This window comes from Actinomadura viridis (assembly GCF_015751755.1).
Classification (GTDB): Bacteria; Actinomycetota; Actinomycetes; order Streptosporangiales; family Streptosporangiaceae; genus Spirillospora; species Spirillospora viridis.
On the sequence record NZ_JADOUA010000001.1, the window covers coordinates 7,806,361 to 7,823,634 of the forward strand.

The window sequence follows — 17,274 nt, forward strand, 5'->3', positions numbered from 1 at the left end:
CGGCCGAGCGGTGCCCGGTGGTCTCGCGCGGTGCGAGGCCACCGGCTCCGCCGCCGGCGGGTGCGGAACGACGGGTGGGAACGACGGGAGGGGGACGGGTGAGCGAGGTCATGGCCCAGGACACGGGCATTCGCGAGGAGGCGGCGCCGGACGCCGGGATCGACGAGGGCACCTACGAGGTCCTGCGCCGCCGCCTGGCCGGTCACGCGGCCGAGCTGGCGGAACGCGCCGGGGCCCTGGACGCGCGGCGCCTGGAGGTCTTCGGTGGCACCGAGCTGCGCCTGCTCGGCACCGAACGGATCCGGACCGCGGATGCCTGCGTGCCCGGCGACATCCTGCCGGTCGGCGGGTACCTGCTCTTCGGCCACAACCCGGTGACCGGCGCCAAGCCCGAGACGGGGATCGAGGACGTCCTCTCCCTGCACCGCCTCACCCGCGGTGACGGGGACGGGATCGCCCTGGAGCCGTCCGGTGCCGGCGCGGTCCCCGGCCTCCTGGACGACCCGCGGTTCGGACGCGATTTCACCGAGCTGTACCGGTACTACCGGCAGGCCCGGATCCTGAGGCTGCGGCGGGCGGAGGGCGGACCGCTGGCGGTGTTCCAGACCGGCCCGCGCTTGGAGGACGTCCGGGTGCTCCGCTGGTCGGAGGACGCCGCGGGCGCGGTCGGTTACCTCGACAACCGGGGCGAACGCGACCACGTCGTCCCGCCCGCCCACGACTTCGCCTGGACGGAGGCGACCCGCGAGGATCACGTGCCCGGCCGGCACCCGCACATCTCCGTCCAGGACGAGGTGTACGTCGACACCCTGGGCGGGACCCTCACCGTCAAGGCCGAGAACGACACCGGGACGGGCACGGGGATCCACTCCGAGCCGGTGGACGAGCCGCTGCAGAGCCTCGCCGACGCCGACGTCCACCATGCCCGGGTCGGCGCGCTGATCCTGTTGCGCGTCCGCCCGTACAAGGAGACCGCCTGGCGGTACCTGGTCTTCAACGTCCGCACCGGGACGGTCACGCGGATCGACCGGATCGGGCAGGCGTGCCGGCGGCTGCCGGGCGAGGAGGGGATCGTCTTCCCCGGCGGGTACCACCTCGGCACCGGCGCGCACAAGACCTTCGACACCGAGGTTTCCGGGCTGGAGTACGAGGGCGCGGTGCGGTCACCGACCGGCGAGGACGTGCTGTACGTCTTCCGCTCCCGTACCGGCGGCCGGTCGCTGCTGATGCACTACAACACGATCCGCAAGCGAGTGGCCGCCCCGATCGCCTGCCACGGCCACGCGCTCTTCGACGACGGCACCCTGGTGGTGCTGCGGGCCCTCCCCGGCGAGCCGGCCCGCGTCCACCCCGTCCAGGTGTGGCGGACGCCGTACCTGTCCGACGCCCAGGCCGCCGCCCGTCCCGCCGGGACCGGGCCGCTGGCCCGCGTCGGTGAGCCCGAGCTGGTCGGCGCGATCTCCGGCTGCCTGTCGGTGGTGCGGATGGTCGAGGAGATGGAGCCCACCGGCGAGGTGTTCCAGGCCCTCCGGGCGGCCTGCGCCCGCGTGGCCGACCTCCACCCCTGGCTGGGGGACGAGGAGTTCCGCGACCTGCTGGCCTCGCTGGACGGGGTACGCGAGGCCGCCGGGCTCGTCCTGGCCGAGTACGACAACGTCCAGGCCCTCACCCGCCAGGCGGGGGAGGCGGTCGAGGAGGCCGCGGCGACGGTCGCGGCGCTGCTCCGCTCCACCGCGGGCGGGGAACCCGAGACCGCCGACGCGTGGATCGCCCGGCTCGCCGAGCTCCGCCGCGCCCAGGGCCACCTGGAGACGCTGCGCGAGATGCGCCACGCCGACCACGACCGCATCGACGAGCTCGCGTCCGCCCTGGCCGCCGAACGGGACGGCACCGGGCGGCGGACGGTCGGGTTCCTGCGCGGCGACGGGGCGTTCGCCGCGTACCACGCCGAGATCGACCGGCTCACCGCCGAGGCGGGCGCGGTCGCCGCCGTCGCGGACGCCGAACCCGTGGCCGAGCGCCTCGCCGCGCAGACCGAGGGGCTGGAGATCGTCACCGACGTGGTCGGCGGTCTCGACATCGCCGACGCGACGGCCCGCACCGCGATCCTCGAACGGGTCGGGGAGGTGCTGGCGGGGATCAACCGCGCCCGGGCGCTCCTGGACTCGCGGCGCCGCGTCCTGCGGGACGCGGAGGACCGCGCCGCGTTCGCCGCCGAGTACGCGCTGCTCGACCAGGCCGTCGCCGGCGGGCTGTCCCTGGCCGACACCCCCGAGCGCTGCGACGAGCAGCTCGGGCGGCTGCTGCTCCAGATCGAGAACCTGGAGGCCCGGTTCGCCGACCACGCCGGGTTCCTGGAGCGGCTGGAGGCCAAGCGGGCCGACGTCTACGAGGCGTTCAGCACCCGCAGGCAGGCCCTCCTGGACGAACGCGCCCGGCGGGCCGACCGGCTCGCCGCGTCCGCGGGGCGGCTCCTGGCCGGCGTGCGCCGCAGGGCCGCCGCCCTGACCTCCCTCGACGAGGTCAACACCTACTTCGGCACCGATCCGATGGTGGCCCGCCTGCGGTCGGTGTCCGGCGAGCTGCGCGCGTCCGGCGAGCAGGGCCGCGCCGAGGAGCTGGACGGCCGGATCAAGGCCGCGCGGCAGGAGGCGGCACGGGGCCTGCGGGACCGGATCGACCTGTACGACGACGGCGGTGAGAGCATCCGGCTCGGCCGGCACCGCTTCGCCGTCAGCACGCGGCCCGCCGAACTCACCCTCGTCCCGCACGACGGCGCCCTCGCCTTCGCCGTGACGGGCACCGGTTACCGCTCTCCCATCGGGGACGTGTCGTTCGAGGCCACCCGGCCGTTCTGGGACCGGTTCCTGGTGTCGGAGACGCCCGAGCTTTACCGGGCCGAGTACCTGGCGGCGTCCGTCCTCCTGGACGCGGAGGCCGGCGACCCGTCCCTGACCGAGCTGCACCGCGCCGCCGGCACCGGCGGCGACCTGGCCGGACTCGTCCGGAAGGCGGCCGAGGGCCGCTACGGCGAGGGCTACGAGAGGGGCGTGCATGACCACGACGCGACCCTCCTGCTGGACGCGCTCCTGCGCCTGCACGCGGACGCGGGACCGCTGCGCCACCCGCCCGCGGCACGGGCCGCCGCCCGGCTCTACTGGACGTACGGCACCGACGAGGACGCCCGGACGGCCTGGACCGCCAGGGCGGTCTCGCTGGCCAGGGCTCGCGCCACGTTCGGCCCCACCGCCGCGGTGGCCGATCTGTGCGCCGAGCTGGACACCGCCGTGGCCGGGTTCTGCGCGGGCTTGGGCCTGCCGTCCGCCGGACCGGCCGGGGAGTACCTCTTCGAGGAGCTCGCGACGGCTCCGGAGGGCTTCGTTGTCAGCGCCCGGTCACGCGACCTCCTCCGGGGCTTCCGCACCGCCCTCGGCGACGCGGCGGCGGACTTCGACCACGACCTGAAGGCCCTCGGCCCCGGCTCGCTCACCGCCCGCCACCAGCTCGCCCACGCCTGGCTGGAGGCGTACCGCGGCACGGTCCCGTCCGCGGATCCCGCCGACCTGCCCGAGGCGATCGCCGCGCTGCTGTGCGACGGCGCCCAGCACACGTCCGCGGCACCGGTGACCGCCACCGTGGACGGCCTGCTGGGCACGCACCCGCGGCTCGACGGCCGGAGCCTGCGCATGCGGCTGGACGAGACCCTGGCCCGCGTCCGCCGCCACCGCGTCGAGTACGTCCCGGCCTACCACGCCTACCAGCGGCGGCGCGCCGAACTCATCGCCGGTGAGGAACGCCGGCTCCGCCTGGACGACCACCGGCCCGGCGTGATGAGCACGTTCGTCCGCAACGCCCTCATCGACACGGTCTACCTCCCGCTCATCGGGGACAACCTGGCCAAGCAGCTCGGCGCCGCCGGGGCGGACCGGCGCACCGACCAGATGGGCCTGCTCCTGCTCGTCTCGCCCCCCGGCTACGGCAAGACCACCCTCATGGAGTACGTCGCCGAGCGGCTCGGGCTCCTCATGGTCAAGGTGGACGGCCCGGCCCTCGGCCACGCCGTCACCTCGCTCGACCCGGACGAGGCGCCGGACGCCACCGCCCGCCGGGAGGTCGAGAAGATCAATCTCGCGTTCGAGCTCGGCGACAACGTGCTGCTGCACATCGACGACATCCAGCACCTGTCGCCCGAGCTGCTGCAGAAGTTCATCCCGCTGTGCGACGCGCAGCGCCGTATCGAGGGCGTCCGGGACGGCCGGGCCCGGACCTACGACCTGCGCGGCAGGCGCTTCGCGGTGTGCATGGCCGGCAACCCCTACACCGGGGCGGGCGCCCGCTTCCGGATCCCCGACATGCTCGCCAACCGCGCCGACGTCTGGAACCTCGGCGAGGTCCTCTCCGGCCGCGACGACCTCTTCGCGCTCAGCTACGTGGAGAACGCGCTCACCTCCAACCCCGTCCTGGCGCCGCTGTCCGGCCGCGACCCCGAGGACCTGCGGCTCCTCCTGCGGCTCGCGGAGGGCGACGAGGGCGCGCGCCCCGACCGGCTCGCCCACCCCTACTCCCGGGCCGAACTCGACGGGATCCTCGGGGTGCTGCGGAACCTGCTGCGCGCCCGCGAGGTCGTCCTCACCGTCAACCGGGCCTACATCGCCTCCGCCGCCCAGAACGACGCGTCCCGCACCGAACCGCCGTTCCGGCTCCAGGGCTCCTATCGCGACATGAACCGGCTCGCCGAACGGATCCTCCCGGTGATGAACGACGGCGAGCTGGACGCCGTCATCGACGACCACTACACCGCCGAGGCCCAGACGCTCACCGGCGACGCCGAGGCCAACCTCCTGAAGCTGGCCGAGCTGCGCGGGCGGCCGACCCCGGAGCAGGCCGGGCGCTGGGCGGAGGTGAAGGCGGGGTTCCGGCGCGCGCAGGCCCTCGGCGGCGCCGCCGACGACCCGGTCGGCCGCGCCGTGGGCGCGCTCACCCTCCTCACCGAACGCGTCGCCGCCGTCGAGTCGGCCGTCGACCTGGCCGCGCGCCGCCTGACCGGCGGCGGCCCCCACCCGTAGGGCGCCTCGGGCGGCCGCGCGGCCGACGCTGTAAGTTACATCGCGAAAGTAAGGGGGCCGGCCCTCGCCCGTCCGGCCGCCCCTCCTCGCCCCCCTTCCCGGAGGACCGATGAACTCGCAGCTCCTGTCGCGGCGTGACCTGGACTTCCTGCTGTACGAATGGCTCGACGTCGAGGGGCTCACCGCCCGCCCGCGGTACGCCGAGCACGACCGGTCGACGTTCGACGCGGTGCTGGAGCTGTCGCAGCAGATCGCGACCGACCACTTCGCCCCGCACAACAAGCTGTCGGACGCCAACGAGCCCACCTTCGACGGCGAGCGGGTGCATCTGATCCCCGAGGTGAAGAAGGCGGTGGAGGAGTTCGCGAACAGCGGGCTCCTGGCGGCCAGCCTGGACGCCGAGCACGGCGGGATGCAGCTGCCCTACGTGGTCGGCAGCGCCTGCATCGCCTGGTTCCAGGCCGCCAACGTCGCCACGTCCTCGTACACGATGCTCACCCTCGGCAACCTGAACCTGCTGCTGGCGCACGGCTCCGCCGAGCAGGTCGACACGTTCGTCCGCCCCATGCTGGAGGGACGGTTCCTCGGCACGATGTGCCTGTCGGAACCGCAGGCCGGGTCGTCGCTGACCGACATCACCACCCGCGCCGTCCCGCAGGACGACGGCACCTACCGGCTGTCCGGCACCAAGATGTGGATCTCGGCGGGCGACCACGAGCTGAGCGAGAACATCGTCCACCTCGTCCTGGCCAAGATCCCGGGCGGGCCGCCCGGCGTGAAGGGCATCAGCCTGTTCATCGTCCCCAAGTACCTCGTCGGCCGCGACGGCGCCGTGGGGGAGCGCAACGACGTCGTCCTGGCGGGCCTGAACCACAAGATGGGGTACCGCGGCACCACGAACACGCTGCTCAACTTCGGCGAGGGCGTCCACACCCCCGGCGGCGCCCCCGGCGCCGTCGCGTACCTGGTCGGCGAGCCGCACCGGGGCCTGGCGTACATGTTCCACATGATGAACGAGGCGCGCATCGGGGTGGGCGCCGGTGCCGCGGCCCTGGGCTACACCGGCTACCTCAAGTCCCTCGCCTACGCCCGCGAGCGGCCCCAGGGGCGTCCGATCGCGGGCAAGGACCCGGCGACCCCGCAGGTGCCGATCATCGAGCACGCCGACGTGCGCCGCATGCTGCTGGCGCAGAAGGCCTACGCCGAGGGGGCCATGGCGCTCGTCCTGCTGTGCGCGCGCCTGTCCGACGACGCCGCCACGGCCCCCACGGAAGACGAACGCGCCGAGGCCGCGCTGCTGCTCGACACGCTCACCCCCATCGTCAAGAGCTGGCCGTCGCAGTGGGGCCCGGCCGCGAACGACCTGGCGATCCAGGTGCACGGCGGTTACGGCTACACCCGCGACTACGACGTCGAGCAGCACTACCGCGACAACCGGCTCAACCCGATCCATGAGGGCACCCACGGGATCCAGGCGCTCGACCTGCTCGGCCGCAAGGTGACGGCGGGCGGCGGCGCGGGCCTGGCCGCCCTGGCCGCACGGATGAACCGGACCGCCGAACGCGCCGTCCAGGCCGGCGGCGAACTCGCCGACCACGGCCGCGCCCTCAAGAGCACCACCGACCGGCTCGTGGAGGTCACGGCGGCGCTGTGGGCGCCGATGGATGTGGAGGCGGCGCTCGCCAACGCCACGGTCTACCTCGAAGCAGCCGGCCACACCGTGGTCGCCTGGATCTGGCTGGAGCAGGCCCTGACCGCGGCGTCCGCCGCCGGCACCGCGTCCGCCGGCACCGACGATCCGTTCTACCGTGGCAAGCTGCATGCCGCGCGGTACTTCTTCCGGTGGGAGCTGCCCAGGACGGGCCCGCAGTTCGACCTGCTGGCCTCCGGCGACCGCACCACGCTGGACATGCCCGCCGACTGCTTCTAGACGTCCCGAACGCCCGGCACCAGGAGAAGGACATGACGGATCCACGACCGAGCCCGCTCAGCGCCCTGTTCGACCTCACCGGCAAGACCGCCGTCGTCACCGGCGGCAGCCGGGGCATCGGCCTGATGATGGCCAGGGGACTGCTGCAGGCCGGGGCGAGCGTCGTCATCAGCTCACGGAAGGCCGACGCCTGCGAACAGGCGGTCGCCGAGCTGTCCCCGTACGGGCAGGTGCGCGCCGTACCGGCCGACCTGTCCCGGCAGGACGAGTGCCGCCGCCTCGCCGGCGAGGTCCTGACGACGACCGATCGGGTCCACGTCCTGGTCAACAACGCGGGGGCCACCTGGGGCGAGCCGCTCGAAAGCTACCCCGCCTCCGCATGGGACAAGGTCCTCGACGTCAACCTCAAGTCGCCGTTCTGGCTGGTGCAGGAGTTCCTGGACGCGCTGTGCGCCGCGGGCACCCCTGACGACCCCGCCCGGATCATCAACGTGGGCAGCGTCGACGCGATCCACGTCCCCGCGCTGCCGACGTACGCCTACTCCAGCAGCAAGGCTGCCCTGCACCAGCTCACCCGGCACCTGGCGAGGGACCTGGGCCCCCGGGCGATCACCGTCAACGCCGTCGCGCCGGGGCCCTTCCCGTCCAAGATGATGGCCGCGACGCTGGAGGCGTTCGGCGACGCGATCGCCGCGGCCGCGCCGCTGCGCCGCATCGGCCGCCCCGACGACATGGCCGGGGTGGTGCTCTACCTCGCCGGGCGCGCCGGCGCGTACGTCACGGGCGCGGTGATCCCCGTGGACGGCGGGATCGCGACCACCGCCAGCGGAGTCTGAGCCCGCCCCTGTCACGCCGTCCGGCGGGCCGCGGACACGCCATCGCCGCCCCCGGGCGGCGATGGCCGTTCCTCCAGGTGGCCGCGCAGGCCCGACCAGAGGATGTCGGTGTAGTACTCGACGATCTCGGCGCGGCTCAGGGACGGGTCGCTCCGCCACCAGTGACCGAGCCGCTCGCCCACCCCCGAGATGGCGTGGGCCGCCGCCTGGATCCTGCGCTGGGGGAGCTGGGGCACCACCCTGCGCAGCATCTCGGCGATGGTGTCGATCGTCGTGAACCTGAGCCGGGCGAGCTGGTCGGCGTAGGTGCCGGGGAGGACCGAACCGCTCCCGAACACCAGTGACCAGCGGCCCGGGTCCCGTTCCAGCATCCCGAAGTAGACCTCGGCCCCCTTGGCCAGCTGCTCCCTGGGGTCGGCCGAGGCGTCCAGCCCGGCGAGCATCTCGGCGTTGTGCTGCTGGAGCGCCCTCTCGACGCAGGCGAGGTAGGCGCCCTCCTTGCTCTGGAAGTGGTTGTACACCACGGGACGGGTCACCCCCGCCGTCCGGGCGATGTCCTCCATGGTGACCGCGGCGTACCCGTTGTCGATGAACAGCCGTTCCGCCACGTCGGTCAGCTGCTCGCGCCGTACGGAGTGGGGATAGCGGCGCCGCGGAGGCCGGGGCGGGGAAGCGTCGGCGGTCACGCCCCAAAGGCTACAGCGAGTGAGCGGCGGCACCGCGCAGCCGCCAGGAGACGGCGGCGAGCCGGCCGGAGATGATCAGCGCTGCACGAACGTTTGCTCGCGGGGTCCGCGGCGCTGTTCGCCGTCGACCGGAGACAGCCCCGCTATGTCGGCAGGCATCGGTTGGGAGGTGCGGGACCGGACGGTGGGGTTACTTGCAGATGGCGGTGTCGACCAGGTCCAGGACGTGCTGGTGCACCTTTTCCATGTCCGCCTCGGTCTCGGCGATCGCGCCGGGGAGGGCGGTGACGGCCACGGTGACCGCCCGGCCGTCCTTGGTGACGCCGCCGCGGGTCTCGTACCCGTTGATGTCGCCGCCGTGGCCCCACAGTTCGCCGCCGCACGTCAGCGGGCTCTTGAACAGGCCGAGGCCGTAGCTGGAGTCGGGCAGCGAGCCCTCGGTCCTGACCGTGGTCATCATCGCCTTCAGCTCGGCGGGGCGCAGCAGCCTGCCGCCGATCAGGGCGGCGAAGAAGCGGTTGAGGTCGCGCGGGCTGCTGATGAGCTGCCCGGCGGCCCAGCCCCAGGACGGGTCCAGCCGGGTGATGTCGCCCAGCGGCGCCCCGGGCTTGGGCGCGTCGTAACCCTTGGGGTGCGGTCCCCGGATGGTCCGGTCGCCGACGCCTGGCCAGTAGGTGTCGCGCAGGCCCAGCGGGCGGATGATCCGCTGGGTGATCTCCTCGCCCACCGGGCGGCCGGTGACCTTCTGAACGAGCAGGCCCGCGACGACGTAGTTGGTGTTGCTGTACCGCCACCTGGTTCCGGGGGCGAAGTCCGCCTTGTGCTTGAGCGCGATGTCGAGCAGCTCGCGCGGTTCCATGTAGACGTCCCGGATCTCGAAGGCGTTCGGGTTCAGGCGGTTGCTGTATTCGGGCAGGCCGCTGGTGTGCTGGAGCACCTGCCGCACGGTGATCCTCTTCGCGTCGATCCCCTGCCCGCGGACCAGACCGGGCAGGTACGTCTCGATCGGCGCGTCCAGCTTCACCTTGCCCTCGGCGACGAGCTGGAGGACCACCGCCGCCACGAACGGCTTGGTGTTGCTGGCGGCGCGCACCCGGCCGTTCACCGGCGGCTTCCTGCCGGTGGCCTTGTCGCCGACACCGGCGGTGTAGTCCCGGGTACGGCCCCCGGCGCCCCTGACTGCGGCCAGCACGCCGGGGAAGCCGTCCCGGACCAGGCCCTCCGCGCCCCTCTGGACGGCGTCATCGGGCCTGCCCGTCTCAAGAACGCCTCCGGTTCGCAGCCCTTCGCGGACCTCGTTCTGGAACGTCCCGGAGAAGGCCGGTGTGCCGGCCGCCATGATGGCGCCCAGCACCGCCACCGCGGTGACCGCCCGGGGAAGCCTGCGGCGCTTTCGCGGGGTGCCGGTGGGGCTTGAGGTCTGGGGACGGTCGTGCACGGGAGCCTCCTGTGGAAGGGTTTTCCAGACACTTTGAGAATGTCCGGACGTGATCTCCCGTACGAGCTGGCCTGCCCCTCTATCGATGGTGGAGCCAGCCCCACCATCGATAGAGGGGCAGACAGAACGGTGCCGGTCGGCCAATGGCCGACCGGCACCGATCACCTCGCGTGGAGTCCCGTATGTCAGGGGATGTAGACGCCGTTGAACCACTGCCCGCGGGCGTCGTTCGAGTAGGCGTCGACGTTGAAGTTGTAGTTCCCGTGGCTGTCCCCAGGGAAGTACCCGGGCAGACCCGACTGCGCGTTGGCGTCGCAGATGATGTCGTCGGTGCAGATCGTCAGGACGGGGATGTCACCGAAGAAGTTGTCCGCGCCGGCCAGCGGGGCGCCGACGATGGGCGCGATGGCCGGATGGGCGGCGACACCGGGGGCGCCCGGGCCCGCGGCGCGCTTGGGGTCGGCGATCAGGACCGCGTTCACGTCGTCGATGCTCGACCAGTTCTCGGTGACCCAGGTGTGCACCACCGCGGCACCGAGCGAGAACCCGACGGCCTTGACGTGCTGGTTCGGGCACGCCCTCCGCTGCTCGCGGATCAGCCGGTTCAGCTCGTTGACCCCCGCGCGGGCGGTGGGGCCGGTGGGAACGGCCGGGTAACCCACGCGCTGGCTGATGTTGCCCGACCAGTACGCGTGGTTGGAGTCCTTGTCACCGGTTCCGCCGACGACGATCGTGTACGTGCCTTCGCACGGGGCCGCTTGCGCGGCGGGTGCCGTCATCAGGGTGAGACCCGTCAGAGCGACGAGGCCGGCCAGAACAGCGGCGAGTTTTCTCACTTAAGCCTCCCGTTTGCCCGGTTTGCGGGCAATTGTTGAAGCGCCGCACGATCAACTCGCGGGCGCTCGACATACGTTAAACGCGTCCGATGAAATTTCGATGACACGGCATTCACCGGGCCGAAAAGGAAAGGGGGCGCCGGCCGCGGTGAACGGCCGGCGCCCCGGAAATCCGGCGGTCGGAGGTCAGGCGGTCTCGATTCGCTGGGCGAGCCAGTCCGAGAGCGTGACCAGCGCGGGCCTTCCGGTGCCGTCGACCGGGGCGGTCCCGTACATCTCGTGCCGCCGCGTCCCGTAGAACACCGCGGCGTCGACGCCCTCCCTGACCAGGTGGCGCGGGGACAGCCGGGTCTTGAGGAGCCGGTCGAGCGTGCCCTTCGGCAGCGGCACCCCGGCGACGTCCAGGCCGTGCTCGGCCAGGCTGGTGAGCTGCGGGGCGAGGGAGAGCAGGTCGACGCCGAAGAAGGCGCTCAACGACCTGGCCGGGTTCTGCGGGTCGATGGCCGGTGGCCGCTTCGGATCGAAGTCGTCGAGCTTGTCCTGGATGGCGCGCAGGTCACGGGTGACCCGGACCCAGTCGACCCGGTCGAGCACGACCAGCGCCTCGCCGACGGCCCGTTCCGGCGAGCCGGGCGGCCACATCGACAGGAGCGCGGCGAGTGCGCCGAGGTCGACCCGGTTGGCGGTCTCCGCCAGCGGCATCAGCCGGTCCTCGATCGCGACCAGGGAGCGGTAGAGCCCGCGGACGTCACCGCGCTGCGCGTACACGGGGACGGCCCGCGCGGCACGCTGGACGCCCCGGTAGTCGATCCTGCTGATACCGCCGATGATGTTCTGCGCCTGGGCCAGCAGCGCGACCGGCTGGAGACCTTGGATCACCTTGGTGACCTTGACCAGCTGGTCGGCGGGCAGCCCGGTCAGGGGTGCGGCCTTGGCCGCCGCGTTCAGCGCCGCCCGCGCCAGCCCGGCGGCGTTCCCCGAACGGGCGGCGGCGCTCGCGGCCTGGAGGTCGGCGGCGAGCCCGACCAGGTCGGTCCTGGACAGCGACTGCAACACCTGGCCCGCCATGTGGTTCTGCGAACCGGGCGGGGAATTCAGCAGCGTGTTCACCAGGACGGGATTGGCGACGGCGCGGGTGAGGGCCTGCAACGGGCCGACCAGCTTCACCAGCTCGTCCGCCGTCCGTGCCGCCCCGGCGGTGTCCTTGCCGCGCGCCTGGCCGGCCAGCGTCTTCACGCCGGTGGGCACCGCGGCGAGGTCGGCGGGCCGGCCGCCGGCCGTGCCGAGGTCGGTGGACAGCTCGCGCTGCGCCGAGTCCTGGAGGGTGCTGACCCCGACGCGGCTGAGCACGGTGCCCAGGGTGGCCGTGAGCTCGTTCTCCTCGGGCAGGGCGCAGTACAGGTCACCCTTGAGGCACACGTTCGCGACCTTGCCGGACAGGGTGCCGAAACCCTCCGGCCGCGGGCCGGCGATGCCCCGGGTGCCGGGCAGCGGATCGCCGAGGTTCACCTCGCCCCTGGTCCCCCTGGCCGGGTCGGCCACGCTCCCGCCCGCGATGTACGAGGCGGCCGGGACGGGCCCGTGCCCGGCGCCGATCTGGGCGGCGATGTCCCCGTTGACGTGCGCGCCCTGGCTGAAGCCGAGCCCGACGAACCGGGTGCCGGGGCAGTCCCGCGCGATCTCGGTCATCGCCTTGCGGGCCGCGTCGATCCCGGTCCGCTTCGAGTCGGCGTAGGTCTTGCCCTGGTCGAACGCGGTCGCGTGGTAGCCGACCCAGTACGAGGAGATCCGGGACCCGAACCGGCGTTCCAGCGGTTCGGTGACGCCGCGCAGCATCCCGGCCGCCGTGTCCGGGTCGGCGTTCGACGTGGTCTCCCAGGTGCCGGGGACGACGATCATCTTGATCGGCGTGCAGGCCCGGGACTGGGACGCCCGCGCCGCGTTCGACGAGCGGTCCGTGCTCAGCAGCGGGACGGCGGCGGCGGTGGCGACCGCTCCCGCCACGGCGACCGCGATCGCGGGCCTGCGGTACCTCTGTCTTTTCGGCCGCCCGTCCGGCCGGGCGTGCGCTCCGGAACTCACTGATGTCTCCCTTCCTGGGATGAGGGGCGCGTCACTTGCCCTTGAGGGCGCAGAAGGCGTCCAGCGCGGCCGTGGTGACGGCGCCGTCGGTCTTGGAGGGCAGCAGGTTGTACCGGTTGACGGCCGTGACGGCCTGCTGCTTGCCGTCCGGGCTGGTGAACCAGGTGCTGAAGTAGCCGAGCGCGGCCCCGTTGTGGGTCCACGCGGTGCCGCAGCGGGTCTGCATCACGGCGACGCCGAGGCCGTAGGGCTTCTCGGCCGACACCACCTGCTGGAGTTGCCGCTGCTGCGCGGGCGCGAGCAGGCGGCCGGACGCCAGCGCGCGCGTGAAGTCGGCCAGGTCGGCCTGGGTGGAGACGATGGCCCCCGCCGCGTTGAGGATCTGGACGTTCGAGAACGAGATGTCGCGGATGGTGAAGTAGCCGTGCAGCCAGTTCCCGTACAGCCGGGGATCGGACTCGGGGTAGGTGGTGTCGGTGAGGCCGAGCGGTTCGATGATCCGTGTCCGTACCTCGGCGGACGGGTGCCTGCCCGTCACGGTCTGGATGATCATTCCGGCCAGCGTGTAGCCGGTGTTGGAGTAGTTGTACTCCGTGCCGGGCTCCGCCAGCGACCGCTTGGACGTGCCCGCCTTCACCAGCGTGCGCGGGTCCCAGCGCTGCGCGGGGTTGATGTCGGCGACGTAGTTCCCCGAGATCCAGAGGTCGTTGAGGTAGTCGGGGATCCCGCTGGTGTGGTTGAGCAGCTGCCGGATGGTGATCTTCCGGCCGTCGTTGCCGTTGGCCGCGACCAGGCCCGGCAGCCACCGGTCGACGGTGTCGTTCATGGACAGCCTGCCCTCGGCCTCCAGCTGCAGCAGGACGGTGGCCACGAACGCCTTGGTGTTGCTGGCGATGCGGAACTTCGCCTTGGGATCGGCCGGCACCCGCCGGAACATGTCGCCGTGACCGGCGGCGGCGTACCGGACGGAGTCGCCGTCCCGGACCATGCCGACCATGCCGGGCAGCTTGTGCTCCGCCCGGACCTTGGTCACGCGGTCCTGGAGGACCGCACCGGCCTGCTCGCTGCGGTCCGGCTCGGTCCGCGCCCCCGCCGAGGCGACCGTGGCCTCCCGGTCCTGGCCGGTCACGGCCACCACCATCCCGGCGGCGGCGGTCACCGCCGCCAGGGCCGCGCCCGCGCGGACGGCGAACTTCCGACTTCTCATTCGGGTCTCCAAAGGAAAGATGTTGATCTTTCGAGGACGCTAGTGAGACCCGTTGAAATCCCGATGACACCGGAATATCCGAGACGTTCGAATTGCTCGGAGCAATGGCCGGACGTCGCGCATGCCTGCGTCCGCGCATACCGGTGTCCGCGCATGCCGGAAACGCGCCATGGCGGCCCGCGCGAGCCGCCCGGCGCGTCTCGGGAACGCGGACCGGGTCAGAACCCTCCGGGGGCGCTCCCGACGGCGACCAGGCCGCCGCGGCCCGCCACGTGGCGCTCCTCCGCGGCGAGTCGCCGCGCGTACAGGGCGAGCAGGCCGTTCAGCAGGTACCGGTGCGCGGACGGCTGCTGGACGAGGCTCGCGTCCACCAGGTTCTCCAGGGCCCGCTCGGCCCGGTGCGCCGCCCAGCCGAGGGTGGCGGCCAGCGTCCGGTGGCCGATCTCCACGGCCGGTGCCCGGCCCAGCGCGCGGAACGCGTGCCGTTCGGCGGCCGGGAGTCGCAGGTAGGAGAGCCGGAACGCCGCCTCCACGCTGCGGTCCTCCGCCGTCAGCTCCTCCAGGCGCCGGTCGTCGTCGGCCATCCGGTGCGCCAGATGCCCGATCGTCCAGGCCGGGCGGCTCTGGATCCGCGCGCCCGCGATGCGCAGTGCCAGCGGCAGCCGGTCGCACAGCCGGGCCAGCTCGCGCACCGCGTCCCGCTCGCCCTCCGCGCGCCGGCCGCCCACGATGCGGGCCAGCAGCGCCTCCGCGGCCTCCGGCGCGAGCGGTCCCAGGGAGACCCGGCGGTCCACGTCCAGCCCGACCAGGCGGTGACGGCTGGTCACCAGTACCCGGCTGCCCGCCCCCGCGGGGAGCAGCGGGCGCACCTGGTCGGCGCCGGCCGCGTCGTCGAGGACCAGCAGCAGGCGCAGCCCGGCGGTCGCGCTCCGCCAGAACGCGACCAGCTCGTCGAGGTCGTCGGAGGAGTCCTGGACGCCGATCGCCCGCAGCAGCCGCCGCAGCGCGCGCTCGGGTGGCACCGCGTCCCGCCGCTCGCTGTGCCCGTGCAGGGCGACGAACAGGCAGCCGTCCGGATAGCCCCCGCACATCGACCGGGCCGCCCGTACCGCCAGCGCGGTCTTCCCGGCCCCCGCCACACCGTCCACCGCCGCCACCGTCACGGCGGTCGCGCCCGCACCGCCGGAGAGCAGCGCCAGTTCCTCGTCCCGGCCGACGATCTCCCCGACATCGGCCGGGAGCTCGTCGGGGACGCGCCGCGCGTGCGGGGCCGTGCGCGGGACCCGGGCGCGCTCGCGCTCCGTGGCCGCGGGCTCGCGGCGCGGGGCGAGGCCCAGGGTCTCGTCGTCGGCCCGCAGCACCGCCTGGTGCACGCGCCGCAACCGCTCACCCGGCTCCACGCCCAGGTCGTCCACCAGCCGGCGGCGCAGCTGCGCGTACACGGCCAGCGCGTCGGCCTGCCGGCCGCTCCCGTACAGCGCGCGCATCAGCAGCGCGGCCAGCGGCTCGCTGTGCTGGTGGGTCGCGGTCAGGGCGTGCAGCTCACCGGCCGCCTCGACGTGCCGGCCCAGCCGGAGCTGGCATTCGACCTTCTCCTGGAGGAGAGTGAGTCTGCGCTCCTCCAGCCGCAGCCGCTCCGCCTCCGCGAACGGTCCGGGAAGCCCGGCCAGCGGCTCGCCCTGGAACAGCCCGAGAGCGCGGGCGTACGCCTTCACCGCGGACGCCAGATCGCCGGACCCCCTGGCGGTGGCCGCCTCGGCCGCGATCTCGTCCAGCCGCATCGCGTCCACCCGCGTCCCGCCGCTGACGAAGCGGTAGCCGCCCCGGTCCCGGCCGATCACCGAGTCGTGCGGGCCCTCGCCCAGCGTCCCCAGGCAGCGGCGCAGCCGGTGGACGTACACGGGCACGATCTTGCTGCCGGAGCCGGGCGGCTCGGTGCCCCACACCCCGTCGAGCAGTTCCCGGCGGCTGACGGGCAGGTCCGGGCGCAGCAGGAGGGCCGCCAGCAGCGCCTGCTGCCGGATCGGGCCGAGGTCCAGCTGATCCCCGTCGCGCCACGCCCGCAGGGGGCCCAGCACGGCGAAGCGGAAGTGGCGGGGGGAAGGGTCCGTCATCGTGCCCGAGGTCATCGCCATCATCAGACCGATCTCTTGGAACTGCCGATCAGGGACGGTCCGCGCGTGGGGAGCCCGCGGACCAGGGCATAACTTTGTGATGGGAGGCTATAACAATGTGATTCGCCGCGGGGCGATCTTCCTCACCTAGCGCGTGCGCGAAATGACTCTCGGATGCCGCCCCGGCGCGTCCCTGTGCAGATGGCGGGCCCGGACAGGCCCGTTCAGGCATGGACAGGCCCGTTCGGGTTCGTTCCTCAGGCCGGACGAGTGGTGATCGTCACGTCACCGCACGGGCCGTGGCCGCCGGCCCCTGCGCGGCGCCGGCTCCGGCTCCGGCTCGACGGTCCTGGCCGCCTCGATGGCCAGCAGCGACCGCCCGGCGGAGAGTTCGGCGGCCTGGCGCTCGTCGCCCAGGCCGACCAGCAGATTGACCACTTGCGGGCCCAGGATGTGGAGAACGCCGCGCCCCTCCGCCCCGAACACCCCGATGGTCTCCAGCAGCACGTAGCCGTGGATCATGCTCCAGAACTGCCCCGCCACGGCGATCGGGTCGTCCCGCCGGATCCGCCCGGCGTCCATGGCCCGCCGCACCTGCCTGGGCAGCAGGGCGAAGGCCCGGTTCATCTCGGCCATCGTCGTCGGCGTGCCCTCGGTGGTGAGGTCGTGCCCGAACGACGGGAGGACGTTCCCCGGCGAGGTGATCCCGAACATCATCCGGTACCGGGGCGGGCTCGCGACCGCGAACTCCCGGTAGGACAGCCCGAGGACCAGCAGGTCGTTCACGGGGTCGTCGGTGTCGGGCACGCGCCGCAGGTAACGCTCGAACCGTGCGAACGCCTCCCGCGCGAGCGCCTCGTACAGCCCGGCCATCCCGCCGAAGTGGGTGTAGACGGCCATCGTGGACGCGCCGATCTCCGCGGCGAGCCGCCGGGCGTTCAGCGCCTCCGGTCCCTGTTCCTCGAGCAGGCGCACCCCGGCCTCGATCAGCTTCTCGCGCGGACCCGCCGGGCTCCTGGACATGACAATGTTATATCTCCGGCCGGACCGCGAAGTATCAGGTGAACAAGGGTGTTCTT

At 73.2% G+C, this 17,274-nt stretch carries 10 protein-coding genes; 3 read left to right on the forward strand and 7 right to left on the reverse strand.

Features of this window, described 5'->3' with window-relative positions; all coding sequences use genetic code 11:
- The first annotated feature begins 110 nt into the window (after nt 1-110).
- The 3 genes from IW256_RS35490 (at nt 111) to IW256_RS35500 (ending at nt 7,832) form a co-directional block, all read left to right on the forward strand.
- The gene (locus tag IW256_RS35490; RefSeq protein WP_197016742.1) at nt 111-5,066 is read left to right on the forward strand and encodes a DNA repair ATPase; all 4,956 of its coding nucleotides are present in this window, start codon (nt 111-113) and stop codon (nt 5,064-5,066) included.
- A 109-nt stretch (nt 5,067-5,175) separates the two neighbouring features.
- Nucleotides 5,176-6,996 (forward strand): acyl-CoA dehydrogenase, encoded by a 1,821-nt coding sequence (locus IW256_RS35495; protein WP_197015104.1) that lies wholly within the window; start codon nt 5,176-5,178, stop codon nt 6,994-6,996.
- Nucleotides 6,997-7,028: 32 nt separating this feature from the next.
- The gene (locus IW256_RS35500) at nt 7,029-7,832 is read left to right on the forward strand and encodes an SDR family oxidoreductase (RefSeq protein ID WP_197015105.1); all 804 of its coding nucleotides are present in this window, start codon (nt 7,029-7,031) and stop codon (nt 7,830-7,832) included.
- Nucleotides 7,833-7,843: 11 nt separating this feature from the next.
- Here the strand turns inward: IW256_RS35500 and IW256_RS42530 are convergent, their stop codons facing one another.
- From IW256_RS42530 to IW256_RS35535, 7 genes are all read right to left on the reverse strand, one after another.
- A complete protein-coding gene (locus IW256_RS42530; protein ID WP_197015106.1) occupies nt 7,844-8,518 on the reverse strand; it encodes a TetR/AcrR family transcriptional regulator in 675 nt (224 codons plus the stop codon).
- A 190-nt stretch (nt 8,519-8,708) separates the two neighbouring features.
- Entirely contained in the window at nt 8,709-9,956 is a 1,248-nt protein-coding gene (locus tag IW256_RS35510; RefSeq protein WP_307829298.1) for a serine hydrolase domain-containing protein, read from the reverse strand.
- 185 nt (nt 9,957-10,141) lie between these two features.
- The gene (locus tag IW256_RS35515; RefSeq protein WP_307829299.1) at nt 10,142-10,792 is read right to left on the reverse strand and encodes a cutinase family protein; all 651 of its coding nucleotides are present in this window, start codon (nt 10,790-10,792) and stop codon (nt 10,142-10,144) included.
- Between the two features lie 186 nt (nt 10,793-10,978).
- On the reverse strand, nt 10,979-12,874 hold the full coding sequence (locus IW256_RS35520; RefSeq protein ID WP_197015107.1) for a cutinase family protein: 1,896 nt from the start codon (nt 12,872-12,874) through the stop codon (nt 10,979-10,981).
- Nucleotides 12,875-12,905: 31 nt separating this feature from the next.
- Nucleotides 12,906-14,081 (reverse strand): serine hydrolase domain-containing protein, encoded by a 1,176-nt coding sequence (locus IW256_RS35525; RefSeq protein WP_197015108.1) that lies wholly within the window; start codon nt 14,079-14,081, stop codon nt 12,906-12,908.
- Nucleotides 14,082-14,299: 218 nt separating this feature from the next.
- Nucleotides 14,300-16,210, reverse strand: a complete 1,911-nt coding sequence (locus IW256_RS35530; protein ID WP_197015109.1) for an AfsR/SARP family transcriptional regulator — start codon at nt 16,208-16,210, stop codon at nt 14,300-14,302.
- A 270-nt stretch (nt 16,211-16,480) separates the two neighbouring features.
- On the reverse strand, nt 16,481-17,218 hold the full coding sequence (locus IW256_RS35535; protein ID WP_197015110.1) for a TetR/AcrR family transcriptional regulator: 738 nt from the start codon (nt 17,216-17,218) through the stop codon (nt 16,481-16,483).
- Nucleotides 17,219-17,274: the final 56 nt, after the last annotated feature.

Excerpts from the sequence above, each read along its gene's own strand:
- IW256_RS35490 (WP_197016742.1), top strand. The coding sequence starts at position 111 with ATGGCCCAGGACACGGGCATTCGCGAGGAGGCGGCGCCGGACGCCGGG.
- IW256_RS35495 (WP_197015104.1), top strand. The coding sequence starts at position 5,176 with ATGAACTCGCAGCTCCTGTCGCGGCGTGACCTGGACTTCCTGCTGTAC.
- IW256_RS35500 (WP_197015105.1), top strand. The coding sequence starts at position 7,029 with ATGACGGATCCACGACCGAGCCCGCTCAGCGCCCTGTTCGACCTCACC.
- IW256_RS35525 (WP_197015108.1), bottom strand. The coding sequence starts at position 14,081 with ATGAGAAGTCGGAAGTTCGCCGTCCGCGCGGGCGCGGCCCTGGCGGCG.
- IW256_RS35530 (WP_197015109.1), bottom strand. The coding sequence starts at position 16,210 with ATGACCTCGGGCACGATGACGGACCCTTCCCCCCGCCACTTCCGCTTC.
- IW256_RS35535 (WP_197015110.1), bottom strand. The coding sequence starts at position 17,218 with ATGTCCAGGAGCCCGGCGGGTCCGCGCGAGAAGCTGATCGAGGCCGGG.